Source organism: Streptomyces sp. NPDC093261, from assembly GCF_044753645.1.
Taxonomy (GTDB): Bacteria; Actinomycetota; Actinomycetes; order Streptomycetales; family Streptomycetaceae; genus Streptomyces.
Window position 1 is genome coordinate 455,269 of sequence record NZ_JBIVNO010000001.1, and the last position, 24,780, is coordinate 480,048.

Below are 24,780 nucleotides of genomic sequence, written 5' to 3' on the forward strand. Positions count from 1 at the left end.
GCGGGGGGCAGGAGGCAGGGGATCACCGCTTTCGACCGCATGCGACCGCCGTGCGACCGTGCTCTGTTCATGCGCGACTACACCTGACCGTTCACGGACCTACGCTCGATCCGAACTCGGGTATTTCTCCAGCCAGTTGGGGGCATGACGTCTCCACCGGCCGCACAACCTCGAGGAGGGGCACGTGCTACAGCCCGTGTATCACGCGGACGTCGTCATCGTCGGGGCCGGGGTCGCCGGCCTCGCGGCGGCCCATCGGCTGACCAGCGCAGGAGTCACGACCGCGGTCCTGGAGGCCGCCCCTTGCGTCGGTGGGCGCATGTCGACCGAGAAGGTCGACGGCTTCCGGCTCGACCGGATCGGACAGCTTCTGTCCACCGCGTACCCCGAGCTGCGCTTGACGCCGGGGCTCGAGTCCCTCGTCCTACGCCCCTTCGCGCCGGGCGTCCTGGTGCACAGCGAGGGGCGCCACCATCGTGCGGGCGCCGCCCTGCCGGGTGGGGGCGCAGGGGGCGCACGGACGGCGCTCAGCGCCGTGCGCGCCCTTGCCACCGCTCCCCGTAGGGCTTCCGCGCCCCGGTCGGCGAGCGGAACGGGGCCGGCCCACACGGCCCGCTCGCTGGCCACGGGATCCCGCGCGGCCGGCTCGCGGCCCGGGGCCCCGCTGGGCGGCGCCATGGACCAGGCCCGCCTGGGTGCGGCACTGTCCCGGATCGCCGCGACACCGCCGGAACGGCTGCTGGCCCGGCCCGAGTCGGCCGCCGGGCACGCGCTCGCGGCGCGCGGGATCCCCGCCCGTACCGTCGACGGCTTTCTCCGCCCCCTGCTCGCCGCCCTGTTGTGCGACCCGGAGCTGACCACGTCGAGTCGCTGCGCCGATCTGGCGCTGCACGCCTTCGCCGGCGGCCGGCTGTGCATGCCGGAGGGCGGCGCCGAGGTCCTGCCGGAGCTGCTGGCCCGGGCGCTGCCGCCGGGCACGGTGCACACCGGCGTGCGCGCCACCTCCGTCTCCACGACATCGGTGACCACCGCGGACCACGGTGAACTGCGCTGCCGGGCCGTCGTGCTGGCCACCGACGCGTCGGCCGCCGCCGAGCTGCTGCCGGGGCTGCGCGTGCCGGACTTCCATCCCGTCACCGTCGTCCACCACACCATGGAGGAGCCGCCGACGACCGGCGACGCGCTGCTGCTGGACGCCGACCGCGACGGTCCGGTGGCGCACACGGCGGTCGTCAGCCTGGTGGACCCGTCCCGGGCACCCGCGGGCCGCGCCCTGGTCTCCTCCACGGTCCTCGGCACACCCCCCGACGATGTGGACGGTGCCGTACGGGCTCATCTGGCGCGGCTGTACGGCACCTCGACCACGCGCTGGGAGACGCTCGCCGTGCACCACACCGCGCGGGCCGTCCCGGCGATGCGCCCGCCGCACGATCTGCGCCGGCCGGTACGGCTGCTGGCCGGGCTGTATGTGTGCGGCGACCACCGGGACACGAGTACGGTCCAGGGCGCGCTGCACTCGGGCCACCGGGCGGCGTCCGCCCTCCTCGCGGACCTGGGCACGGGCCCGACCCGGCTGGCGGACCCGCTGCCCACGGCGGCCTGAGACTCAAGCCAGCGCGGCCACCTTGTCGCGGTACCCGCGCACCGGTGCCGCGTCCCGGTACGGCTCCAGCCGGCGCTCGAAGTCCCGTACGTACTCCACCGCCCGCACCGACCGCATCTCCGACGCCTGTCCGGCGGCCTCGGCCGCCAACTGGCAGGCCAGGTCCAGCTCGCCGAGGCCGAGCCGCGCCGAGGCGAGCACGACCCGGCAGAACAGCCGGCTGCGAGCGTAGCCGGGGGCCCGGAGCTGGAGTGAGCGCTCGGCGTGCTGGACCGCCGCCCGGTACTGCTGAAGGTCCCGGTGGCAGTGCCCGAACTCGTCGGCGAGCTGTGCCTCGTCGAAGAACCGTGCCCAGTGGGGGACTTCGTCGCCGGGCCGGGCGGACTCCAGCGCGCGCTCGGCCCGCACCAGCGATGCCGTGCAGGCGCGCACCTCGCCGAGCACGCCGTGGCCGCGCGCCTCCACGGCGTGCAGCAGGGCCTGGATGACGGGTGGCGCGGAGGTGCCCACGCCCTGCTGGGCGACGCGCGCGAGTTGCACGGCCTCGCGTCCGTGGCCGAGATAGACGGCCTGCCGGCTCATGGTGATCAGGACATAGGCCCCGTAGACCCGGTCCCCGGCCGCCTGGGCGAGCCGCAGCGCCTGGACGAAGTAGCGCTGGGCGAGACCGTGCGCGCCGATGTCGTACGACGTCCAGCCCGCGAGCCGGGTGAGATCGGCGGCCGCGGCGAACAGCCGGCGGCCGGTCTGCTCGCCGTAGCTGCCGCGGAGCATCGGCTCGGCCTCGTGCTCCAGGTAGCGCACGAGCGCCTGGCGGGCGTGGCCGCCGCCGTAGGCGTGGTCGAGGGCCCGGAACAGCTCGCCGACCGAGCGGAGGGCGGCGATGTCCCCGCCGGTGACCTTCTGGCCGGGTCCGCGTTCGGACTGGCTGCGCTGCCGGGGCAGCGATCCCCCCGGTTCGAGCGCGGGCGTGGAGCGGGGGGACGCGGGGCGGCCCTGGGCGGGGACGCGGGCGATCGTCTCGCCGCGGCCGACCCGGTCATCGGCCCGGCCGATCAGCCAGTCCCGGCTGGGCACCACGAGACCTGCCGGGGTGAACGCGATCTTGCGCAGTTCGGCATGGCTGCCGGAGTCCTTGCGCCACAGACCGCTGACGATGTCCACGGCCTCCTCCGGGGTGGCGGCGAACTCCAGACCCGCATACACCGGGGCGCAGGCGTCAAGGCCGAGGTCCTGCGCGGTGAGCCGGCGGCCGAGCCGGCGGGTGAACACCTCGGCGATGAGCGCGGGCGTGGTGCCGCGCGGCTGCTGCCCGCGCAGCCACCGGGTCACGGATGTCTTGTCGTATCTGAGATCGAGCCCGTGTTCGAGACCCAGCTGGTCGACGCGACGGGCGAGACCGGCGTTGGAGAACCCCGCTTCTGCGATGAGCGCGGCGAGCTGTCGGTTGGGGGTGCGCTGCGCGGGTCGTTCCGTCATCTGCGGTGCGGTCTCCTGCCTCCCGGGCATCGACGCGACCCCGGGGAAGGCATGCCTGCCTCCCGGGTCGCCGCGGTGCCCGTATCGCCTTGGTGAGCAGCCCTTATGGCCTCCTGAACGGCGCGAATGTAGCGGAGAGTGAGCAGCCGATCGCAGACTTCGGTGTGCATTCATCCGATCGTGTGAGGATTGCCCCGTCCGGCTGACGGGCCACCGGACGCCACCGGCATCCGGGCGAGTCGTACAGTGGCGTGGGCGCCTTTCGCGCCTTACGAAGCTTCTAGGGAGGCGCTTGCCGTGAGTGAGTTGCGGTTCGTCCGTATGGGGTTCGGGGCCGAGGCCGTCGAGTACCAGGAAGCCTGGGACGAGCAGCGCCGGGTGCACGCCGCCCGCTTCGCGGACGAGATCCCCGACACCTGCCTGCTCCTGGAGCACCCCCCGGTCTACACGGCCGGGCGGCGCACGGCGCCCGACGAGCGCCCCCTGGACGGCACGCCGGTCATCGACGTGGACCGCGGCGGCAAGATCACCTGGCATGGCCCGGGCCAGCTGGTGGGCTACCCGATCCAGAAGCTCCCGCGCCCGGTCGACGTCGTCGCCCATGTGCGCCGCCTCGAGGAGGCCCTGATCCGCACCTGCGCGGAGTTCGGCCTGGAGACCACCCGGGTGGAGGGCCGCAGCGGCGTCTGGGTCCTCGGCGACCCGGTGGAGCAGCGCCCGTCCCTCGGCGGCCTCTCGCTGGACTTCGACCCGCGCCTGACCGACGAGGAGTTCGACCCGCGGCTCAACGGTCCGGAGTACGCGCCCTCCAACGCCGGCCAGCGCCGGGAGGACCGCAAGATCGCGGCGATCGGCATCCGGGTCGCCAAGGGCGTCACGATGCACGGCTTCGCGCTGAACGTGAACCCGGACAACGCGTGGTTCGACAAGATCATCCCGTGCGGGATCCGGGACGCGGGTGTCACCTCCCTCGCCAACGAGCTGGGAGGGGACGTGACCATCGGCGAGGTGCTGCCGGTGGCGGAACGCCATCTGAAGGACGTCCTGGAGAGCGCCGAGCTCAGGCCGCGGGAGATCGAGCGGACGCCGGCCTAGCGCCGAAGGGGGAATGAACCCCCGTTGCCCGAGGTCGGCCCACGCACGGAGCCGTACACATCACGGGCGTACGCTGTGTACGCCGAAGAATCGAAAGTCTACGCAGACAGGCAGGGAGCCGACGTGTCCGCAGTCGCACCCGACGGACGCAAGATGCTGCGCCTCGAGGTCCGCAACAGCCAGACCCCCATCGAGCGCAAGCCCGAGTGGATCAAGACCCGGGCGAAAATGGGTCCCGAGTACACGAAGATGCAGAACCTCGTGAAGAGCGAGGGTCTGCACACGGTCTGTCAGGAAGCCGGCTGCCCCAACATCTACGAGTGCTGGGAGGACCGCGAGGCCACGTTTCTCATCGGCGGCGATCAGTGCACCCGGCGCTGTGACTTCTGCCAGATCGACACCGGCAAGCCCGAGGCACTGGACCGCGACGAGCCCCGCCGTGTGGGCGAGTCCGTGGTCACCATGGATCTGAACTACGCCACCATCACCGGTGTCGCCCGCGACGACCTCGAGGACGGCGGCGCCTGGCTGTACGCCGAGACGGTCCGGCAGATCCACCTCCAGACGGCGGACCGCGCGGCCGGCCGCACGAAGGTGGAGCTCCTCGCCCCCGACTTCAACGCGGTTCCCGAGCAACTCGAAGAGGTCTTCTCCGCCCGCCCCGAGGTCTTCGCGCACAACGTCGAGACCGTCCCGCGGATCTTCAAGCGCATCCGCCCCGGCTTCCGCTACGAGCGCTCCCTGAAGGTCATCACCGCGGCCCGCGACTATGGCCTGGTGACCAAGTCGAACCTGATCCTCGGCATGGGCGAGACGCGCGAGGAGATCAGCGAGGCGCTGCACCAGCTGCACGACGCCGGCTGCGAGCTGGTCACCATCACGCAGTATCTGCGCCCGAGCGTCCGCCACCACCCCGTGGAGCGCTGGGTCAAGCCGCAGGAGTTCGTGGAGCTGAAGGAGGAGGCCGAGGAGATCGGCTTCTCCGGCGTCATGTCCGGACCGCTGGTCCGCTCCTCGTACCGCGCCGGACGGCTCTACCAGATGGCGGTCGAGAAGCGCGGCGCCTACGTCGCCTCGCAGGCCGTCTGACCCCGGTTCGCCTAGGCTTGTGACACCCCGTGCCACTTCCCGCGTGTGAATCCGCACACAAGTGACTACCGCCCGGTAGTGGCCGATTGACGCGGTTCCGACCGTCCCCGCAGCTTGGGGGGCCGTCGGGGCCGCGTCAGGCTTTTGGGGGCCCACATCAAGGTTTCATTGGCGTTTGACCGGTCGGTCACGCCCTGGTAACACCAAACAGTGACGCTGGACTCACGCCACGTACAACTCCTGCCCGAGCCGCCGACCCGAGGGGGGACCTCCACCATGCAGGCCGCGCCCGTACGCGCCACCGCGATCCCGTCGTTCACCGATGCACTCCGTGCCATCGAATCGCTTCTCATGAGCGGCGGCCAGCGCACCGCCCGCCAGAACGCCTGGACCTCCGTGCTGGAGGACCGCCGCCGGGCCAAGGCCCGCGTCGAGGCGCAGCGCGTGTTCGAGTCCGTGGCCTCCCGCTCCTAGCGACGGCCACGCTCCTCCCCTCCCGGAGCGCCCCCACCGCTCCCCCCTCCCCCGCCCCACCCGGCACTGCCGTCGTGGCCGCTTCCCGAGCCACGTAGACTTCGTGGCATGGCGAGGAAGGAACCCGCAGCGGACGCTGCGAACGCGGGGCGACTGAAGCAGATCGCCCTGACCTACAAGATGACCCGCAAGGCCGACCCCAAGATCGGTCTTGTACTCGCGGCTGTCGGAATCGTCACCTTCGGTGTCTTCCTCGCGATCGGTTTCTTGATCGGTTACCCCACTTATCTCGGCATTCTCGGCTTCCTGCTCGCCCTCCTCGCGACGGCGATCGTCTTCGGGCGCCGGGCCGAGCGTGCCGCCTTCGGTCAGATGGAGGGACAGCCGGGCGCCGCCGCTGCGGTCCTGGACAACATCGGCCGTGGCTGGACCACGACGCCGGCGGTCGCGATGAACCGCAGCCAGGACGTGGTGCACCGCGCGGTCGGCAAGGCCGGCATCGTGCTGGTCGCCGAGGGCAACCCGAACCGGGTCAAGAGCCTGCTGGCCGCCGAGAAGAAGAAGATGGCCCGGATCGTGGCGGACGTGCCGGTGCATGACGTGGTCGTCGGCACGGGCGAGGGCCAGGTCGAGCTGAAGAAGCTCCGCACGACGATGCTGAAGTTTCCGCGGGTGCTGACGGGGCCGCAGGTGACTGCGACCAACGATCGGCTGCGGGCGCTGGGTGATCTGATGAGCAATATGCCGCTGCCCAAGGGGCCGCTGCCCAAGGGGATGCGGATGCCGCGGGGTGGTCGCCAGCGGTGACGCTGCCGCTGGGCTTGGCCGGATTTCGGGGCCCTTGGAGAACCTGTGCGGTTCTTCGAGGGCCCTTTTTTGGGGCGGGTCGGGGTGGTGCGGGTTTCTCGGGTGTGTGCGGGGCGGCGGTGCGGGGCGGTCGGGGTTTGCGCAGTTCCCCGCGCCCCTGAGAGCCCTTCCGTCCCAGCGTTCACGAGTGCGGGACCGTCGGTGGCTTTGCGCAGTTCCCCGCGCCCCTGAGGGCCCGGGCCCCGTTCGAGCGTTCTCGGGTGCCGGCCTGTGGGGGCGCGGCACCGGATGACACGGCGGTTCCTCGGGGCCCGAGACGGACCGGGGTGTCAGATTCTGGTTTCCACCGTTTTGGCCAGGCGGTCGTGGAGGCCGCGGCCGTCTCGGTCCCAGATCAGGGGCGGGATCGCCAGGCACAGCAGGATCGTGCGGGCCAGGGCGCGCAGGGGGGCCGTCCGGCCGGTGTCCAGCGCCACCACCCGGATGCCGAAGAGGCGCTTGCCGGGGGTGACGCCCACCGTCCCCACCGTCAGGACGCTCAGCACGAAGAAGACGAGCAGCGCCCAGTTCGGTGTGGCAGGCGTGTAGCCGTCGGTGATCAGGCCGTATGCGATCAGGACGCACAGGCCCCAGTCGACGGCGAGGGCGCCGATGCGCCGGCCCGGGCGGGCGATCGAGCCCGGCCCCTCCTCGGGCAGACCGAGCTGCTGTCCCCGGTAGCCGAAGTCCGCCCCGGCTTCCTCCATGGCCGCGCGGGGACCGGAGAGCCACGATCCGATTGCTTGCCTGTTGTCCACCCGTCCACGGTACTGCGCCCCATTTCGGACACAGGAAGGCGGGGTCGACCGGCCTCCGGCTGGTTAACCTGGGAGAAACAAATGGGTCACGCCCGAGAAATCCCCCGTCCCTATGGTCGGCACCAGCGTGTGCCACCGCACTGGCCGCACGAACGAACTACCACCCCGGCACGGACGGTCGGGAGTAGGAGGAGCTGGATGTTCCAGAACGCCGACGAGGCCAAGAAGTTCATCGCGGACGAGGACGTCAAGTTCATCGACGTCCGCTTCTGCGACCTGCCGGGCGTCATGCAGCACTTCACGGTGCCCGTTGAGGCGTTCGACCCGGACGAGGAGCTGGCCTTCGACGGATCGTCGATCCGTGGCTTCCAGGCCATCCACGAGTCCGACATGGCGCTGCGCGCGGACCTGACGACCGCCCGGGTCGACCCCTTCCGCCGCGACAAGACGCTCAACATCAACTTCTTCATCCACGACCCGATCACGGGTGAGCAGTACTCCCGTGACCCGCGCAACGTGGCGAAGAAGGCCGAGGCCTACCTCGCCTCCACCGGTATCGCGGACACCGCGTACTTCGGTCCCGAGGCCGAGTTCTACGTCTTCGACTCCGTCCGCTTCGCGACCAGCGCGAACGAGTCCTTCTACCACATCGACTCCGAGGCCGGCGCCTGGAACACCGGTGCGCTGGAGGACAACCGCGGTTACAAGGTCCGCTACAAGGGCGGCTACTTCCCGGTCCCGCCGGTCGACCACTTCGCCGACCTGCGCGCCGAGATCAGCCTGGAGCTGGAGAAGGCCGGCCTGAAGGTCGAGCGCCAGCACCACGAGGTGGGCACCGCAGGCCAGGCCGAGATCAACTACAAGTTCAACACGCTGCTCGCCGCCGCCGACGACCTCCAGCTCTTCAAGTACATCGTGAAGAACGTCGCCTGGCGCAACGGCAAGACCGCGACCTTCATGCCGAAGCCGATCTTCGGCGACAACGGCTCGGGCATGCACGTCCACCAGTCGCTGTGGAGCAACGGCGACCCGCTGTTCTACGACGAGCAGGGCTACGCCGGCCTGTCGGAGACCGCCCGCTACTACATCGGCGGCATCCTCAAGCACGCCTCGTCGCTGCTGGCCTTCACCAACCCCACGGTGAACTCGTACCACCGCCTGGTGCCGGGCTTCGAGGCGCCGGTCAACCTGGTGTACTCGCAGCGCAACCGCTCCGCCGCGATGCGTATCCCGATCACCGGCTCGAACCCGAAGGCCAAGCGCGTCGAGTTCCGCGCCCCGGACTCCTCCGGCAACCCGTACCTGGCGTTCTCGGCCCTGCTCCTCGCGGGTCTGGACGGCATCAAGAACAAGATCGAGCCGGCCGAGCCGATCGACAAGGACCTCTACGAGCTGGCTCCCGAGGAGCACGCGGGTGTCCCGCAGGTCCCGACCTCCCTCCCGGCCGTCCTCGACTCCCTCGAGGCCGACCACGAGTTCCTCCTCCAGGGCGACGTCTTCACGGCCGACCTGATCGAGACGTGGATCGACTTCAAGCGCACGAACGAGATCGCGCCGCTCCAGCTGCGTCCGCACCCGCACGAGTTCGAGCTCTACTTCGACGTGTGATCGGCGCTGCTCGGCCGTCTTCCGGGGCCGCCACCCGCAAGGGTGGCGGCCCCGCCGCGTTCCCTCACCCGTCCGACGGCTTGGGCGCCCGCGGGTTGCGTACGCGGGCTGACGCACAGCGACGCACCGCGACTCACAGGGACCTTTTGCTGCTCCTAGGGCCGTTCGGAACCACTTCATGGCAGTCGGCAGGTGCACACTGGACAGCGGGACGAGTGCCTGACTGCGGGGTGATGCAGATGCAGAGCCGCTTCCGGAGCGATCGGCGGCTGACCGTACGGATGACGGTCACGCTGTTCCTGCTCGGACTGTTGTACGTGGCCTTCATCGCCGCGTTGATCGCGTTGCTGAGGTCCTGGGTGCTGGTGGTCGTCCTGGTCGGGGCGATGTTCGTGGCGCAGTTCTGGTTCTCCGACCGGATCGCGCTGTTCGCCATGCACGGGCGGGTCGTGGAGCGCGAGGAGTATCCCGAGCTGCACGCGGTGGTCGACCGGCTGTGCGCGATCGCGGACATGCCGAAGCCGGTGGTCGCCGTGTCCGAGATGGACATGCCGAACGCGTTCGCGACCGGGCGCAATCCCGACCACGCCGTGGTCTGTGTGACCACGGGCCTGCTACGGCGGCTGGAGCCGGCCGAGCTGGAGGGTGTGCTCGCGCACGAGCTGTCGCACGTGGCGCACAAGGACGTCGCCGTGATCACGGTCGCCTCCTTCCTCGGCGTGATCGCGGGCCTGATCGTGCGGTTCGCCTTCTACTCGCAGGTCTTCGGAGGCGGCCGCCGGGACCAGAACACCGCCGCCGTCTTCGCCGCGGTGCTGGGTGTCTCGGCCGCCGTGTACGCGATCAGCTTCCTGCTGATCCGAACGCTGTCCCGGTACCGGGAGCTGGCGGCCGACCGGGCGGCCGCGCACCTGACCGGGCGCCCGTCGGCGCTGGCCTCCGCGCTGACCAAGGTCACCGGGGACATCGCCCGCATCCCGACCAAGGACCTGCGCACGGCCCAGGCCTTCAACGCCTTCTACTTCACCCCGGCGACCGGGAAGGAGCCCGGCATCGAGCGGTTCTTCTCCACCCACCCGACCCTTCAGCAGCGGCTGGACCAGCTCGGACGGATCTCCGCGGAGCTGGGCGAGGCGGCCGCGCCGGGCAAGGCGGGCTGAGCATGGGGCTGCTGGACATCCTGCTGGGCCGTACGAAGCCCGTCGCGCCCGACCTCGACCGGCTGTTCGCGCTGCCGTCGGCGGCGGTGACGCTCCAGGCGGCGGCCGGGTTCACGCCGACCGGCGGCGGCGCGGTGTGCTTCGCCACGGTCGAAGGCGCGGCCTTCGAGCAGACCCACCGGGAGGTCCAGGCCCTTCTGGACGCGGACGCCGACCGCACCGGTCCGCCGGTGGAGCTGAGGCAGGACGACTACGGCTACTCCTGGCTGGTCTCCCGGCGGACCCCCGACCAGCTGCCCCAGCTCGTCAACGATCTGCACGCGGTGAACAGCTCGATGGAGGTCAACGGCTTCGGGCCGCAGCTGCTGTGCTCGCTGGCCGGGTTCGAGTACACGTCCGGCAACCAAGGGGGCAGCGGGCGGGACGGGGGCCGCGCCGGGCGGCGGCTGGCCCTCGTCTACCTCTACAAGCGCGGCACCTTCTATCCCTTCGCCCCGCTGCCCGGTGCCTCTCAAAGCCGGGACAGCGCGCTGGAGTTGCAGGTGAAGGCGGCGCTCGCGAACGATCTCAGGATCGAGCCGGATCTGAGCCGCTGGTTCCCGGTGTGGGGTGCCCCCGGCCTGTGACCGGCGGCTCCCCCACGGCTCACTTGCTCTTCTCGCGCTGCTGACGACGGGCCTCGAAGGGGCGCTCACGGCGGTAGCGGCGCTCCCACTTGGCCTGCTGGTCACGGCGCTCGCGGTACTGCTGGTAGGTGGCCGCCGCCCCCGGTGCGGCTCCCGTGCCCGACGACGCCGAGGACGAACGCCGTCCGTACTGGGCATACAGGAAGACGAGGACGACGGCGGCGAGCCACCAGAAGTGGTGGGTGAACCCCAGGAGGACGAGGACGACGATTCCGGCGATGAGGATGGTGCCCATGACGGGCCTCCGTGGCGTGGGTGAGTGGTTGTGCCAACGCTGTCCGACGGGCCGCTGGGGGTGGGCGGCCGTCGTGGGTGCGTAGAGAGTAGCCCTGAGTCCACCGGCTGGTACCGGTCCTTCGAAAAGCGGTGGTGGGCGCCTCCGGAACGCGTGTCCAGCGTAGGGAGGCGGTTACGGGCCGTGCATCCCCTTTTCGCCGCGGCGGGTTCTCGCCAGGGTGGCCGTACGGCTCAGCGCGTACGGGAACGAGGTGCTCGCGCCCCGCTCGCGGGCCGGGGGTCCGTGGGACCCGGCCCCGGACGCGGGCCGTAGGGGCCCCTGGGCCGGGGGCCCGTGGGACGGGGGCCGGTGCGGGTCGCGGGCCGGCCCGGGGGCCGGGGGCCTGAGCACGGGGCGTGGGGGGCGGTCACCGGGTCGGTGCCGTTCGGCACGGGCGCCGTCGGGGCTGACGCCGTCGGGGTGCGTCCGTGTCGTGCCATCGCCTCTCCCGCCTTTTCGCGACGGCTCCGCGCACCGTCCCAGCCTCAGTGAAGGCCGGATGGAGACCGTCCGCATGCCGGGTACGGCACTCCGGGTGACGGGACGCCGCCGACGGACGGGTATCGCCGGGCGCCCCAGGACACAAGGCGCCCGGTTCGACGACTCCCGCGCGTCAACGGGTCAACGGGTCAACGGGTCAACGGGTCAACGGCTGTACCGCATCAGCGCCCGCACCATGTGGCAGGTCGTGTCCGACGGCGGATGGACGCCGATCTGCTCCGCCGTGCTCCGTATCGTCTCGTTGCGCGCCTGGTTCGGCAGATACACCCCGGAGTCGAGCAGGGCGATCGCGAGGCGCATCGCCTTCAGACGCCGGTTGTGTGTGACGTACCACTCGCGCGGGCGCCCCGGCGGGAGCGGGCGCTTCTCCACCGGTGCGTACGGCAGGTCCATGAGGACCGGCCTCCTGGCGGTGGACTGGGTCGGCCTCGGCTTCGGCCTGGTTGCGGCAGCGGGCACGGGCATCCTCCTGTCGCGGTCAGGGAGCCGACCGGAAGCCCCGGCCACTCCCTCGAACACTGCTTCCAGTCTACCGCCCGGCACTGACATCCAGGGAGCTTGCATGGGTCCTTAAAGCCCAGCTCAGAAAGGAAATTGCCGCACTGTCACACCAGCTCCGCGAGGGGCGCGTGAGGCGGCATCAAATTCGAACAGGGCCCCCGGCTGTGCGCAGGAGCGGGCACGGGGGACGAGGAAACTCGACTACCGTGCGGGCCATGGAAATCTGGATCAATCCGGCCTGCTCGAAGTGCCGCAGCGCCCTCACCCTGCTCGACGCCGAGGGCGCCGAGTACACGGTCCGCCGCTACCTGGAGGACGTCCCGACCGAGGACGAGATCCGGGAGGTACTGACACGGCTCGGCCTCGAACCCTGGGACATCACCCGCATCCAGGAGCCCGACGCCAAGGAACTCGGCATGAAGGAGTGGGCGAGGGACGACACGAACCGCGACCGCTGGGTGCGCGCGCTCGCCGAGCACCCCCGGCTCATCCAGCGGCCGATCATCACCGCCGACGACGGTACGGCCGTCGTCGGCCGCACGGACGAGGCGGTACGGGACGCTTTGTCCCGGTGACCCCAACTCCCCTGTGACCCAAGTTACTTCGATGACTCCCGCAACCGCTGAGTAACCCCGTTCGGGATCTCGTACATAGCGGCGTACCTATCGCGACCGGCCGCCGGCAGCGGCGGCCGGGAACAGGAGGCGCGCATGTCGCGTAGGAGAACCCTCAGCCCCAAGAAGAAGATCGCACTGGCGGTCACCGCCCTCGCCGTGGCCGGCAGTGGGGCCTTCGCCCTCGCGGCCACCTCGAACGCGGCCAATGTGCAGAACGCGTCCACCTCGACGGTCTGCAAGGGACTGGCCACCGCACTCGGCAACAACGAGTCGTTCATCGCCGGCCAGAAGGCCAATCCGGACGCCCAGTCGGCGGCGCGGATCGCCAACCGCGAGGCGGTGGTCGCCCAGATCAAGCGCCAGCAGGAGGCGTCCGGCTGCCAGGTCGGGGAGTCCATCCAGGCGGGCGGCGCGGCTCAGGCCGGGGGCGCTGCGCAGGCCGGAGGGGCGGCGCAGGCCGGGGGGTCGGCTCAGGACCCCCAGGCCGGCCAGTCCGCGTCCGCGTCCGCGCCGGCGAACACGGCCCCCGCGAACGGCGCCGGGAACAACGGGAACGCGGGCAACGCCGGGAACGCGGCCTCGGGCCAGCAGGTCTGCAAGGGCTCGACCGTGACCCTCTCCGGTGAGGCCGGCGCCCCGGCCGCGTCCAGCAACCAGTTCCCGTCGGGCACCAAGCTGAAGGTCACCAACCTGGACAACAACAAGTCCACGACGGTGACGGTCACTTCGGTCTCCGGCAGCTGCGTGCTGCTCAACAACGCGGCCTTCGAGCAGGTCCGCGAGCCCGGCAAGTTCCTGATCCGCCGGGCGCTGATCGAGAAGGTGGGGTGAGGTCACCCGCTTAGGAACTCCAGGAGGCGGCGGTTCGTGGCCGACGGGTTGGTGTACGGCAGGGCGTGGTGAGACACGTCCGGCAGCAGGTGGGTCTCCACCTTCGGCAGCAACCCGGCGGCCCGGGCGGCCACTTGGCGGGGATCATGGGTCCTGCTGTTCGCGGCCACGAGCAGCAGGACCCTTGTGTGCAGCGAGCGCAGCGCGGCGGCGCTCGGGCGCGGGCCCGTCACCGGGCGGGCCGTCGGGAACCCGGCCGTCGCCTCCTGGAGCCGCAGCCACTCGGCCGGCGGCACCCCGCCCGTCTCCCACTCCAGGAAGGCCCGGATCCTGCGCGCGGAGGGGCGCAGGAGCAGGGGCAGGGCGTGCAGGAGGTATCCGGCCCGGAACCCGGCGAAGCACTGGGTCGGGTCGAGCAGGGCGAGGCGGGTGACGCGGCCGGGGGCGTGCAGCGCGTAGTGGAGAGCGATCCAGCCGCCGTACGAGTGCCCGGCCAGGGCGGCCGGGCCGGTCCCCAGCCCGTCGAGAACCGCGTCGAGCCAGGCCGTCAGGTCGGCGACGGTACGCAGCGGGCGGCTCGGGTCCGGGACGCTGCGGCCGGGGTCGCCGATCAGGTCGACCGCGTGCACACGGAAGGTCCGCGCCAACTCGGCCGCGTTGGCGTACCAGGAGGCGGCCGTGGCGCGACCGCCGGGCAGCAGGACGAGCGGCGGCCCGTCGGCCGGGCCGCAGGTGTTCACGTGCGTGGCGCCGAAGACGGTGGCGACGGTGCCCGATCGGGTGCCGGCGGGCCACTGGGCCAGCACCCTGTCGTACGCCGCGTGGAAGTCCGCCGGGCCGTGGGCCTCGTACACAGAGGAGTCCATGAGCGCCTATTCTCTCGCTGAGCGAGATATTTGGCCAGCGGGATTCGGAGACACCGGGGTGAGCATGGCGGGACAGGCACAGCAGGGGCCAGAGATGGAGATCGTCCATCTGCTGCGGGCGGTGACCGTCCAACTCGGGCTGCACAGCGCCCGGTTCGCGAGCGGCAACGGAATGCACCCGACCGACGTGCGCGCCCTGATCGCCCTCATGGACGCGTCGCGCGTCGGGGAGGACATGACGGCGGGCCGTCTCGGCGCGCTCCTCGGGCTCAACTCCGCGGGTACGACGGCCCTCGTCGACCGGCTGGAACGGCTCGGACATGTGCGGCGGGTACGCGACGGGCGCGACCGGCGGCGGGTGCTCGTCGAGGTCGACGAGCGGGCGGTGCAACTCGGCTGGGCGTTCTTCGGCCCTCTGATCGGGCAGGCGGTGGAGTTGCTGAAGGGGTACGACGAGCGGGAACTGGCGGCGGTGAGGGGCTTCCTGGACGGCGTCCGCAAGGCCGCGGCCGACCAGGCCCGGCCCTCCCCGGCCCGCTGACGCGGCGCCGCCCCGCGCCCCATGCCCCGCGCCCCGGTCCCAAGGGGACGGACCGGTCACCACACGGCGCACGGGACACGGCCCGGGTAACACGGGGTTCACACCGGGGCAATGGTCGGGAAATCGCCTCTTGACAGGCTGCCGGGCAGGAAAAAGCGGCGCCGAGGCGCCGCGGCACCCGCAAGTGCGCCGAGACCCGCCCCCGAAGGAAGTGGCCCGTGAGCTTCAAGGCTGAGTACATCTGGATCGACGGCACCGAGCCGACGGCCAAGCTCCGTTCCAAGACGAAGATCCTGGCCGACGACCTCAAGGGCGCCGAGCTTCCGATCTGGGGCTTCGACGGGTCCTCCACCAACCAGGCCGAGGGACACTCCTCGGACTGCGTGCTCAAGCCGGTCTTCTCGTGTCCCGACCCCATCCGCGGCGGCGACGACGTGCTGGTGCTGTGCGAGGTCCTCGACACCGACATGACCCCGCACCCCTCCAACACACGGGCCGCGCTGGCCGAGGTGGCCGGGAGGTTCGCCGCGCAGGAGCCGGTCTTCGGCATCGAGCAGGAATACACCTTCTTCGACGGCTCGCGTCCGCTCGGCTTCCCGGAGGGCGGCTTCCCGGCCCCCCAGGGCGGTTACTACTGCGGTGTCGGCGCCGACGAGATCTTCGGCCGTGAGATCGTCGAGGCGCACCTGGAGAACTGCCTGAAGGCGGGCCTCGGCCTCTCCGGCATCAACGCCGAGGTCATGCCCGGTCAGTGGGAGTTCCAGGTGGGCCCGCTCGCCCCGCTGGAGGTCGCCGACCAGCTCTGGGTCGCCCGCTGGCTGCTGTACCGCACCGCCGAGGACTTCGGTGTCTCCGCCACCCTCGACCCGAAGCCGGTCAAGGGCGACTGGAACGGCGCCGGCGCGCACACCAACTTCTCGACCAGGGCGATGCGCGAGGGCTATGACGCGATCATCACCGCGTGCGAGGCGCTCGGCGAGGGCTCCAAGCCCCTGGACCACGTCAAGAACTACGGCGCCGGCATCGACGACCGCCTGACGGGCCTGCACGAGACCGCCCCGTGGAACGAGTACTCCTACGGCGTCTCCAACCGCGGCGCCTCCGTCCGTATCCCGTGGCAGGTCGAGAAGGACGGCAAGGGGTACATCGAGGACCGCCGCCCGAACGCCAACGTCGACCCGTACGTGGTCACCCGGCTGCTCGTCGACACCTGCTGCACGGCCCTGGAGAAGGCCGGCCAGGTCTGACCGGCGCCCGACGGCTCCCGAGGGGGCGCCCGCCGTCCGGTGGGCGCCCCCTCGTGTCGCAGACCGTCCACCCAGTGGGGCGGCTCCCGGGGACGGAACTCCGGGCCACTCCCCGAGACGGATCAACCCACAGGCCGGGGGCGGTGTGCCCGGTCACGTTCGCGTCAAGGGGGCGTCCAATGCGTGAGAGAAGACTGCTCCCGGGCGCGGCTGTCTGCTTCAATGGGGCCATGGCCAGCTTCCAGGAGTGCAGCGCGACGGGTCGCCATGACCTCGAGCCCTTCTGGCCGTCCCGTCAGCACCACGACTTCGACCGGGTGTGTTGTCGCGCGCGGAACGCGCGGGCCCTCTAAAGCCGGCACCCCGGCCTTCGGCCAGCGCGCACGACGTACGTCCTCGACGGCCCCGGCCACGAACCCGCGGTCGTCGGCCTCCCCGACGAACTCCTCGCGCGAAAGAGCTGACCTCTCATGGCGACCCCTCGTTCTCTGCCGACCGCCACCCACAACGCCCCGACCGCCCCCTCGACCGGCTCCGCACGGCACCGGTTGCGTGCCGTCGACCGGGACGAGATCGCCGGTGTGCCGGACTTCCTGCCGCCGGGCGCCACCTGGCTGCCGGCGCCCCCGCACTCCCTGCCCGAACTGCCGGGCCGCCCGCCGATGATCGGCTATCTGGTGCTCGTGCCGGCCGACCAGCTGCCGCCCTTCGCCCCGGTCGCCGTGCCCGCCCCGGCGGACGACCACCATCCGGACCGCGCCCGGACGGACGGCACCCCGGCGGGCGACGCCTGGGCCGAGCGGACCACCGACCGCACCGCCGGGGATCCGCTCCTCCGCATCGACACCGCGCGGCGCACCGCCGAGGTGGCCGGACGGCCGCTCGACCTCACCTATCTGGAGTTCGAGCTGCTCGCCCATCTGGTGGCTCATCCCCACCGGGTGCACACGCGGGACCAACTGGTGAGCACGGTCTGGGGCTACGGGCATGTGGGCGACGGACGCACCGTGGACGTCCATATCGCCCGGCTGCGCCGCAAGCTCGGCGCCGAGCACCGCCAGGCGATCCAGACCGTACGGCGCGTGGGCTACAAGTACACACCGGTCCGCTGACCCCGCCACCCCGGATCTTCTGTCAGCAGATCCGGGTTCCGCCCCGCGGAGCGGCCGGGCACAGTCGTCGGCATGAGACTTCTGGTGCTGGGCGGTACGGAGTTCGCGGGGCGGGCGGTCGTGGAGGCGGCCCTCGGCCGGGGCTGGGAGGTGACCGTCTTCAACCGGGGACGGCACCGGCTCCCGCCCGGAGCAAGGGAGCTGCGGGGTGACCGCACCGCGCCCGGCGGGCTCGCGGCGCTCGGGCGAAGCCCGGAGACCGGCGCATGGGACGCGGTCGTCGACACCTGGTCGGCGGCGCCGCGCGCGGTGCACGAGTCCGCCCGGCTGCTCGCCGGCCGGGCCGGGCGGTATGTGTATGTGTCGAGCTGCTCGGTCTACGCCTGGGCCCCCTGCCCCGGCTACGACGAGGGCGCTCCCCTTGTCCAGGGGGCGGCGGCCGACGCGGAGCAGACCGCGTACGCGCAGGACAAGCTCGGCGGGGAGCTGGCCGCCGCGGCGGCGTTCGGCGCGGAGAGGTCCCTGCTGGTGCGCTCGGGGCTGATCCTCGGGCCGTACGAGAACATCCACCGGCTGCCGTGGTGGCTCACCCGGATCGCGCGCGGCGGCCCCGTCCTCGCCCCCGGGCCGCGCGATCTGCCGTTGCAGTACATCGACGTTCGCGATCTCGCGGAGTGGATCCTCGGCTCGGTGGAGCGGGAGCTGAGCGGGCCGTACAACCTCATGAGCCCGCAGGGTCACACGACCATGGGCGAGCTGCTGGAGGCGTGTGTACGGGAGACCGGCAGCGATGCGCGGCTGTGCTGGACCGCGCCCGAGGTGATCCTCGACGCGGGGATCGAGCCCTGGACGCAGCTGCCGGTGTGGGTGCCGCCACACAGCGACGCCCATGCGGCCCTGCACAGCGCGGACGTGTCGCGGGCGGTGCGGGACGGGCTGCGCTGCCGGCCTGTGACGGAGACCGTGGCCGACACCTGGGCCTGGCTGCGCGGCGTCGGCACGAACGCGCCCCGGCGGTCCGACCGTCCGGCAGTGGGCCTCGATCCCGCGGTGGAGGAGAAAGTGCTGGCCGGTAAAGGCAAAGGCGGCGCCGAACACTGAATTGAATTCAAAAAAGCGCGGATACCCTCCTCAACTCCCGGTGAAACAGGGGCTTCTGTGACCCTTGTGCCCGAAATGACCTCAACTACTTCTCAGTTTTTTCCGAGGCTTCTGAACACCCACGGGACCCCCTTCGTATGAGAGGACGCCGCTTCACCCCTGTCGGGCGCCTCCGCCCCGAAAGGAAGTCAGAGGAGTTCCATGGGACGCAACACTCGAAAACGCCGTACGCCGCTGGCCACGAAGGCCATAGCCGCCTCGGCTGCCCTAGCGCTCGGTGGGGGCGGGCTGATCTGGGCGAACTACTACGCTTCGGCGCACGAGACCAACAACGCTTGGGGTGGTAACCAGACCAAGGCCGCGAGCGCGCAGGCGGCCACCATCTCGTGCCCGGACGTCGGCCAGAAGCTGACGAACGTGCCGACCGCGGCACGCAATGGCGTGGCCGCGGAGCTCGCCAACCTCGACAAGCAGATCACCGAGGCCTATGCCCGGCTCGCCTCCTCGCGCCAGGCCCAGGCGAACGACGCGAGCTTCGTGCAGAACGCGATCGTCGGGCCTCTGAAGGAGAAGCGGGCCGCGACGATCGACCGGATCAGAATCGACATCCAGCGCGTCGGCGGGACCTTCAACCAGTCGCTGTCCCAGCTCGCCGCCTGCACGACGCTGACCGCCAACCAGACCACCGCCGGCCAGACCAACGGCGGCCAGACAAACGGCGGCCAGCAGAACGGGGGTCAGCAGAACGGCGGCCAGCAGAACAACGGCCAGCAGAACAACGGCGGGCAGCAGCAGGGCAACGGCGGCCAGGCCGGCAACGGCCCGGTGGCGGCCGACTTCGTCGACATCACGAAGGTCGCCCCCAACGTCCAGGGCAGGCCACGCCAGTTGGCCAACGCCTCGACCGGTACGTTCATCACCCGGTGCGGTGTGAACGCGAACAAGAACCACAACACCGACAACGTGATCGTGGCGCCCGGCGTGGCCAACGGCGCGCACCACCTGCACGACTACGTCGGCAATCAGAAGGTCAACGCGTTCTCCAGCAACCAGACGTTCCTCCAGGGCGGCACCAGCTGCCAGAACAGGAACGACCTGTCGGCGTACTACTGGCCGGTGGTCCGTGTCCAGGACGGCACGCAGGACTTCGACCAGAACGCGGACGGCGGCGGCAAGGAAGGCAACGTCGGCCGGATCCTGACCCCGGTGCAGGCCCAGATCAAGTACGTGGGCAGCCCGGCGAGCAAGGTGGTCGCGATGCCGCAGTTCCTGCGGATCATCACCGGTGACGCCAAGACCACCACCAACGGTCTGGCGAACGCCAACGCGCACTGGAGCTGCACCGGCTTCGAGAACAAGGTCCAGCTGACGACGCAGTACCCGATCTGCCCGCAGGGCAGCAACGTGGTCCGCACGTTCGCCTTCCAGAGCTGCTGGGACGGCCAGAACATCGACAGCGCCAACCACCGTACGCACGTGGCCTTCGCCGACCCGGCGAGCGGCGTCTGCGGGAACGGCTTCAAGGCGATCCCGCAGCTGACGATGCGCCTCGTGTACAAGATCAACCCGCCGACCATCCAGAACGGCCAGGTGAAGAACGCCTACGCGGTCGACGGCTTCCCGGACCAGCTCCACAAGGCGGCCACCGACCACGACGACTTCATCAGCGTCACGACCGGCGGCCTGGCGAACAAGATCGCCAACTGCATCAACTCCGGGCGGCAGTGCCAGTGACCCGCTGAGGCGGTGACACCGACACGGTGATCCACTGAAGAAGGCCGGTGGCGGGATCTCCCGCCACCGGCCTTCGACGTGTGTGCCGCATCGCGGCCGGACCTTCACCGTGCGGGCCCGCGGCGGCCGGACCTTCGCCGTGCGGGCCCGCGGCGGCCGGACCTTCGCCGTGCGGGCCCGCGGCGGCCGGACCTTCGCCGTGCGGCCCCGCGGCGGCCGGGCCGCGGGGCCCGCGGTTCAGCCGCTGTGCCCGGCGTGGGCGTGGTGGTTGACCCCGATCTCGACATCGCCGCCGAGCGTGCCGCGCAGCGCCTTGACCACCCCGTCGTCCCCGACGGCGACCCACTTGCGGCCCACAAGGTAGTAACCGCCGTAGTCCTTGGCATCGTTGATCCACTCGCGCTGCCCCCGGTCGGTGGCGAAGGTGGCGAGCACGAACTTGCCGTCGGAGTTGGTGCAGATGGCCTGCCGGATCTCGTCGGCGTCCGTCTGGATGTTCGGCTTGCACCGCACGTCCGCCGCCAGGTCCTCCAGGCTGCCGGTCGCGGTCGCCGGAACCTTGCTCTGGGCAGCGCCCGACCCGCCCGACCCGCCCGACCCGGCGCAGCCGGTGAGCACCAGCAGGGCGACGGCCGCACCGGCCGCCAGCTTCTCGCGCGTCCTCATGTCTTCCTCCGGTCGTTCCGACCCATGCCACTGGAAGCCCCCACGAGGGCCCTGCCCTTCCGTACGGCTGTGGCGCCTCCCGTACTCAACGGCCCCCGGACCTCTGCGGGATCACCACCCAAATCCGCTGCCCCCACCGGCACACATGTGCGAAGGTGGGCCGTCTGGCACTCGGATCGAGGGGGAAGCGTGAGCACACAGGACTGGGACAGGCGCGTGGCCGCCGCATGGGCGACCTTCGACGACTACGCCGAGGAGGACGCCGAGGACTTCCGTGCCGTGATCGACGCCCTTGTCGCCGAGCTGCCCGCCGGCAGTCCGCTCGGCCCCTTCGAGCAGGCCTGCGCCTGGGACTCGACGGGCCACTCGGACAAGGCGGTGCCGCTGTACCGGGAGGCGCTGGCGCGCGGTCTCGACGGCTACCGGGGCCGCCGGGCGAAGATCCAGCTGTCCAGCTCGCTGCGGAACATCGGGCAGGCGGAGGAGGGCGTCAAGTTGCTCACCCCCGAACTCGACGGCCCGTCCGACGAGCTGGACGACGCCGTGCGCGCCTGTCTGGCCCTGTGTCTGTCGAGCCTGGGCCGTGACCGCGAGGGGCTGTCCCTGGTGCTCGGCGCGCTCGCGCCCCATCTGCCGCGCTACCAGCGGTCGATGGCGGCCTACGCCCGCCTGCTGGTCGCACCTGGGAGCTGAGGGTTCCGCTGCCCTGGCGGCGGCCCTGGAGCCTCACCGGAACCGCCCCCGTGTCCAGGTGACCAACCACCGCTTCGCTCGTTCTGCTGAACGTGCAGTCACACGACGTCGCCTCCCACCCCGCACCGGCCTGCGGTCCGGTCATCGACGTCGAGCAGGCCGAGGCCACGCTCGTCGAGCACTATCCCCGGCTCGTCCGGCTCGCCTATCTGGTGCTGCCGCCGGGCCTCGGCCGCAACCGGCGGGTGCTGACCGCTCACGCCCTGGTCCAGCGAGCGCTGCCCCGGGGGCGCGCCCTTGCGGCCGTGATCCCGTCCCAGAGCGGGGGCCGGCACAGCGCGGGGGCATTCCCCCGCACCCGCGAAACCGGCGGTGCCGGGGGAGCCGGGGGCCCGGCGGAGAACCTCGACGGCGGCCCCGGGTACGCGCTGCTGCGGCTGCGTGTGGTGCGCGCGGCACTGGAGGCGGGCCGGCCGCTGCGGTGGGCGGCCTGGCCGAAGCGGTCCCAGCTCCCGCCGTTGCTGCCCCAGGTGTGGGGGCTGCGGCTGTTCCCACACTCGGGCGGCGCCGATGAACTCGCCCTGGACCAGCGGCTGTCCGCACTGTCCGCCCCGGCCCGCGCCGCCCATGTGCTGCGCGGTCTGGAGAAGCTCCCCGAGGACGAGGTGCGCGGGGTGCTGGCCGCGGCGGGCGTCGCGGACCCGAGGACGGCGATCCGCGAGGCCGCGGCCCTACCGACGCAGGACGCCCTGCTGAACTCGCCCGAGTTCGACCCGTGTGCGCTCCAGGCCCGGCCCACCGACCTGATGCGGCGCCGGCAGCACACCAAGGCCGCGCTCGCGGCCGCGGCGGCCGTCGCGGTGTGCGGCGCGCTGCTCGCGCTGCCGACCGGCGGCTGGGGCCCGGACGGCGCGGCCGCCCCCTCCGACGCGCAGAACCCGGCCGCGCGGGCCGCTCTGGATCCGGCCCGGGTGACACGCGTGGTGCCCACCGCCTGGCGGACCTCGGCGCGCACCGACTTCTCCGTGTGGCCCGCCCGCGGCGCTCTGACCGGCGACCGGAGGCTGCTGCGGCGCGCGCTCGCCGTCTGGGCGCGGCCCGGGGAGACCGTGCGGGTCTCGGCCACCCCCGGCACCCCCTCGGGCGGCCCCGCCGGCCCGCCGCAACTGCTGTACGCGGGCCAGGTCGACGCGGCCCGTGTGGTGATCTTCTACGACGGTCTGCGCATCGTGCGCTACGCCGAGCCGAAGGACGGCACGGACGGGGCCGCGCTCGACCTCGCGCGGGCGGACGCGGCGACCGGGGCCGAGGCGGAGGCACTGGTGCTGGACCGCGCCGACGGCAACGTCCGCTATCTGACGGCCCCCTGGGTGCGCGCCGCGGCGGAACGGGACCTGGTGCGGCCGTCGTCGGTCGCGATGGACCTGCGTCCGGCGGACGGAGTGACCGCGCCGCTCGCGAGCCCGGCCCAGTCGAGCGGCTCGTGCGCGTCGTGGAACGTGCTCCAGCTGACGGACGGTTCGGGTACGCGGCTGCTGGCCGACCTCGGCGAGCTGATGCCGGCGCATCTCACCGTGGGACGGCCGGCGGGCCCACGGGAGGCGTCCGGGACGGCGGCCCTGCGCACCTGGGCGCCGCTCGCGTGCTCGCTGGCGGCGGTGCGCTCGCAGGGCGTGCGGGCCGTGAACGCGTGGGAGTACGCGCGGCAGTCGCTGCCGGACGGGTCCGGGGCCGCGGAGTGGGTGTGCACCCGGGCGGACACCTGGCGGGGCGACGACCCGCGGGTGCTGGCGCAGTTCCGCACCCCGGGCGGGCGGTCCGGAGTGGTCGCGGCACAGGCCGAGGGCGTCGCGGCGTGCGGGGCGAAGGATCCTCATGTGCTGGCCGGGGTGTTGTGGAAGTCGGCGGAGGGCGCCTGGTACCTGCTCGCCGCGGGCAGTGAGAACACCGCGTCCATCCGGACGACCGGCGGGGTGAGCGGGTCCGCGCGGGGGAACCTGCTGACGGTGCGCACAAGGCAGGGGGCCCGGGCCGGGCTGAGGGGCACCCTGACCGACGGAAGGACGGTCGGCGGACTGCGGTGAGCGCGCCGACCGGTCGACGGATCACGGGGGTCCGGTGAGGGTGGCGTGCCGGAGATGTGAACACACCAAAGGGATCCGGCCGCTTCAAGGCCGAATCCGATCGGTAAGGTGTTCGTATGACTACCGGGGTACGCCGCAGAATGGGAGTCGAGGAGCGGCGGCAGCAGTTGATCGGCGTCGCACTCGAACTGTTCAGCCAGCGCTCCCCGGACGAGGTCTCCATCGATGAGATAGCGTCGGCCGCGGGCATCTCGCGGCCGCTGGTCTATCACTACTTTCCCGGCAAACTCAGCCTGTACGAGGCGGCGTTGAAGCGCGCCGCGGAGGATCTGGCGTGCCGGTTCGGGGAGTCGCACGAAGGTCCACTGGGGGCGCGGCTGCTGCGGGTGATGGGCCGCTTCTTCGACTTCGTGGACGAGCACGGACCCGGTTTCTCGGCGCTGATGCGCGGCGGCCCGGCGGTCGGCTCGTCGACGACGAACGCCCTTGTCGACTCGGTGCGCCAGGCCGCGTACGACCAGATCATCGCGCATCTGGAGATCAAGGATCCGCCCGTGCGGCTGGAGCTGATCGTCCGCTCCTGGATCTCGCTCGCGGAGTCGACCGCGCTGATCTGGCTGGATGGCCGGCGCATCCCGCGCGCCGAGCTGGAGAGCCAGCTGGTGCACGACTTCGGCGCGCTCGCGGCCGTCAGCGCCGCCTACGACGAGGAGATGGGCGCCCTGGTGCGCCGCATGCTCGAGGACGAGCCGGCCGACGGGCCCTTCGCCGACCTGGTCGCCCGGCTGATCGCCCTCGCGTCCTGACGGCTCAGGCGTCGAACTTGCGGTATGACGGGTCGAGGTCGCGCACCTCGGCCGAGGCGTGCAGCGCCAGGCGCCCGGTGGGCTTCAGATACCGGCGCAGCAGCTCCAGCGCGGTCTCGGCGAGCCGGGCCCTCGTCTCCTGGGTGCGCCCGGCCAGCAGGCCGATGGAGAGGTGCACGACGGCGTGCCCCTCGCTGTCGGGGCCGACCACGGTGTCCTCGGTCCGGCGGAACTGCGTCTTGCAGGCCTCGGGCTTCGCCGCCGCGATCTCCACGGTGGCGGCGTGGAGCGCCCGGGCGAATCCGGGACGGTCGAAGTCCTCCGCGAGCCGGGCCGAGTAGTCGACGGTGATCTGCGGCATGGGCACTCCTGTTCTACGACGACATGGCTCACCTTAGTTCGCCG

The 24,780-nt window shown here is 71.7% G+C and carries 25 protein-coding genes; 18 read left to right on the forward strand and 7 right to left on the reverse strand.

Annotation, left to right across the window (positions count from 1 at the left end):
* Positions 1–184 precede the first annotated feature (184 nt).
* Positions 185–1,603 (forward strand): NAD(P)/FAD-dependent oxidoreductase, encoded by a 1,419-nt coding sequence (locus tag ACIP94_RS02105; protein WP_402418196.1) that lies wholly within the window; start codon positions 185–187, stop codon positions 1,601–1,603.
* Between the two features lie 3 nt (positions 1,604–1,606).
* On the opposite strand, the gene ACIP94_RS02110 is transcribed toward ACIP94_RS02105, so the two are convergent.
* Positions 1,607–3,082 carry a regulator gene (locus ACIP94_RS02110; RefSeq protein ID WP_402418198.1) on the reverse strand — a complete coding sequence of 492 codons (1,476 nt, stop codon included), beginning with the start codon at positions 3,080–3,082 and terminating at the stop codon, positions 1,607–1,609.
* A gap of 297 nt (positions 3,083–3,379) precedes the next feature.
* Between ACIP94_RS02110 and lipB the strand changes: the two genes are divergently transcribed.
* The 4 genes from lipB (at position 3,380) to ACIP94_RS02130 (ending at position 6,547) form a co-directional block, all read left to right on the forward strand.
* On the forward strand, positions 3,380–4,177 hold the full coding sequence (gene lipB, locus ACIP94_RS02115; protein ID WP_402418201.1) for a lipoyl(octanoyl) transferase LipB: 798 nt from the start codon (positions 3,380–3,382) through the stop codon (positions 4,175–4,177).
* 123 nt (positions 4,178–4,300) lie between these two features.
* A complete protein-coding gene (lipA, locus tag ACIP94_RS02120; RefSeq protein ID WP_402418204.1) occupies positions 4,301–5,266 on the forward strand; it encodes a lipoyl synthase in 966 nt (321 codons plus the stop codon).
* A gap of 276 nt (positions 5,267–5,542) precedes the next feature.
* Positions 5,543–5,740, forward strand: coding sequence for a hypothetical protein (locus tag ACIP94_RS02125; protein WP_390742413.1), 198 nt, complete (start codon positions 5,543–5,545; stop codon positions 5,738–5,740).
* Positions 5,741–5,848: 108 nt separating this feature from the next.
* On the forward strand, positions 5,849–6,547 hold the full coding sequence (locus tag ACIP94_RS02130; protein ID WP_402418208.1) for a DUF4191 domain-containing protein: 699 nt from the start codon (positions 5,849–5,851) through the stop codon (positions 6,545–6,547).
* Between the two features lie 329 nt (positions 6,548–6,876).
* On the opposite strand, the gene ACIP94_RS02135 is transcribed toward ACIP94_RS02130, so the two are convergent.
* On the reverse strand, positions 6,877–7,344 hold the full coding sequence (locus tag ACIP94_RS02135; protein ID WP_402418210.1) for an RDD family protein: 468 nt from the start codon (positions 7,342–7,344) through the stop codon (positions 6,877–6,879).
* A gap of 198 nt (positions 7,345–7,542) precedes the next feature.
* On the opposite strand from ACIP94_RS02135, the gene glnA reads away from it, so the two are divergent.
* From glnA to ACIP94_RS02150, 3 genes are all read left to right on the forward strand, one after another.
* Positions 7,543–8,952: a type I glutamate--ammonia ligase gene (glnA, locus tag ACIP94_RS02140; protein WP_402418212.1), complete on the forward strand. Its 1,410-nt coding sequence runs from the start codon at positions 7,543–7,545 to the stop codon at positions 8,950–8,952.
* A 239-nt stretch (positions 8,953–9,191) separates the two neighbouring features.
* Positions 9,192–10,112, forward strand: a complete 921-nt coding sequence (htpX, locus tag ACIP94_RS02145; RefSeq protein WP_402418215.1) for a zinc metalloprotease HtpX — start codon at positions 9,192–9,194, stop codon at positions 10,110–10,112.
* 2 nt (positions 10,113–10,114) lie between these two features.
* Positions 10,115–10,738 (forward strand): hypothetical protein, encoded by a 624-nt coding sequence (locus ACIP94_RS02150; protein ID WP_402418218.1) that lies wholly within the window; start codon positions 10,115–10,117, stop codon positions 10,736–10,738.
* A 19-nt stretch (positions 10,739–10,757) separates the two neighbouring features.
* Here ACIP94_RS02150 and ACIP94_RS02155 read toward each other — a convergent pair whose 3' ends face one another.
* Together ACIP94_RS02155 and ACIP94_RS02160 are read right to left on the reverse strand one after the other, a co-directional pair.
* Positions 10,758–11,033 (reverse strand): hypothetical protein, encoded by a 276-nt coding sequence (locus tag ACIP94_RS02155; protein WP_402418222.1) that lies wholly within the window; start codon positions 11,031–11,033, stop codon positions 10,758–10,760.
* A gap of 687 nt (positions 11,034–11,720) precedes the next feature.
* Positions 11,721–12,035, reverse strand: coding sequence for a hypothetical protein (locus ACIP94_RS02160; protein ID WP_402418225.1), 315 nt, complete (start codon positions 12,033–12,035; stop codon positions 11,721–11,723).
* 257 nt (positions 12,036–12,292) lie between these two features.
* Between ACIP94_RS02160 and ACIP94_RS02165 the strand changes: the two genes are divergently transcribed.
* Together ACIP94_RS02165 and ACIP94_RS02170 are read left to right on the forward strand one after the other, a co-directional pair.
* A complete protein-coding gene (locus ACIP94_RS02165; RefSeq protein ID WP_402418228.1) occupies positions 12,293–12,652 on the forward strand; it encodes an arsenate reductase family protein in 360 nt (119 codons plus the stop codon).
* Between the two features lie 135 nt (positions 12,653–12,787).
* Positions 12,788–13,525, forward strand: coding sequence for a hypothetical protein (locus ACIP94_RS02170; RefSeq protein WP_402418231.1), 738 nt, complete (start codon positions 12,788–12,790; stop codon positions 13,523–13,525).
* A gap of 2 nt (positions 13,526–13,527) precedes the next feature.
* Here ACIP94_RS02170 and ACIP94_RS02175 read toward each other — a convergent pair whose 3' ends face one another.
* The gene (locus ACIP94_RS02175; RefSeq protein ID WP_402418234.1) at positions 13,528–14,391 is read right to left on the reverse strand and encodes an alpha/beta fold hydrolase; all 864 of its coding nucleotides are present in this window, start codon (positions 14,389–14,391) and stop codon (positions 13,528–13,530) included.
* A gap of 64 nt (positions 14,392–14,455) precedes the next feature.
* On the opposite strand from ACIP94_RS02175, the gene ACIP94_RS02180 reads away from it, so the two are divergent.
* The 5 genes from ACIP94_RS02180 (at position 14,456) to ACIP94_RS02200 (ending at position 20,126) form a co-directional block, all read left to right on the forward strand.
* The gene (locus tag ACIP94_RS02180; RefSeq protein WP_402418237.1) at positions 14,456–14,932 is read left to right on the forward strand and encodes a MarR family transcriptional regulator; all 477 of its coding nucleotides are present in this window, start codon (positions 14,456–14,458) and stop codon (positions 14,930–14,932) included.
* Between the two features lie 218 nt (positions 14,933–15,150).
* A complete protein-coding gene (glnII, locus tag ACIP94_RS02185) occupies positions 15,151–16,179 on the forward strand; it encodes a glutamine synthetase (protein WP_402418240.1) in 1,029 nt (342 codons plus the stop codon).
* 470 nt (positions 16,180–16,649) lie between these two features.
* Positions 16,650–17,291 carry a winged helix-turn-helix domain-containing protein gene (locus ACIP94_RS02190; RefSeq protein ID WP_402418243.1) on the forward strand — a complete coding sequence of 214 codons (642 nt, stop codon included), beginning with the start codon at positions 16,650–16,652 and terminating at the stop codon, positions 17,289–17,291.
* A gap of 72 nt (positions 17,292–17,363) precedes the next feature.
* The gene (locus ACIP94_RS02195) at positions 17,364–18,392 is read left to right on the forward strand and encodes an NAD-dependent epimerase/dehydratase family protein (protein ID WP_402418246.1); all 1,029 of its coding nucleotides are present in this window, start codon (positions 17,364–17,366) and stop codon (positions 18,390–18,392) included.
* A gap of 201 nt (positions 18,393–18,593) precedes the next feature.
* Complete coding sequence (locus ACIP94_RS02200) at positions 18,594–20,126, forward strand: DUF1996 domain-containing protein (protein ID WP_402418247.1); 1,533 nt, start codon at positions 18,594–18,596, stop codon at positions 20,124–20,126.
* A 237-nt stretch (positions 20,127–20,363) separates the two neighbouring features.
* On the opposite strand, the gene ACIP94_RS02205 is transcribed toward ACIP94_RS02200, so the two are convergent.
* Complete coding sequence (locus tag ACIP94_RS02205) at positions 20,364–20,792, reverse strand: hypothetical protein (RefSeq protein WP_402418250.1); 429 nt, start codon at positions 20,790–20,792, stop codon at positions 20,364–20,366.
* A gap of 189 nt (positions 20,793–20,981) precedes the next feature.
* Here ACIP94_RS02205 and ACIP94_RS02210 point away from each other — a divergent pair, with 189 nt between their 5' ends.
* From ACIP94_RS02210 to ACIP94_RS02220, 3 genes are all read left to right on the forward strand, one after another.
* Complete coding sequence (locus ACIP94_RS02210) at positions 20,982–21,485, forward strand: tetratricopeptide repeat protein (RefSeq protein ID WP_402418253.1); 504 nt, start codon at positions 20,982–20,984, stop codon at positions 21,483–21,485.
* Between the two features lie 92 nt (positions 21,486–21,577).
* A complete protein-coding gene (locus tag ACIP94_RS02215; protein ID WP_402418256.1) occupies positions 21,578–23,569 on the forward strand; it encodes a hypothetical protein in 1,992 nt (663 codons plus the stop codon).
* A 116-nt stretch (positions 23,570–23,685) separates the two neighbouring features.
* Positions 23,686–24,375: a TetR/AcrR family transcriptional regulator gene (locus ACIP94_RS02220; RefSeq protein WP_402418258.1), complete on the forward strand. Its 690-nt coding sequence runs from the start codon at positions 23,686–23,688 to the stop codon at positions 24,373–24,375.
* A 4-nt stretch (positions 24,376–24,379) separates the two neighbouring features.
* On the opposite strand, the gene ACIP94_RS02225 is transcribed toward ACIP94_RS02220, so the two are convergent.
* Complete coding sequence (locus tag ACIP94_RS02225) at positions 24,380–24,736, reverse strand: 5-carboxymethyl-2-hydroxymuconate Delta-isomerase (protein WP_402418262.1); 357 nt, start codon at positions 24,734–24,736, stop codon at positions 24,380–24,382.
* Between the last annotated feature and the right edge of the window lie 44 nt (positions 24,737–24,780).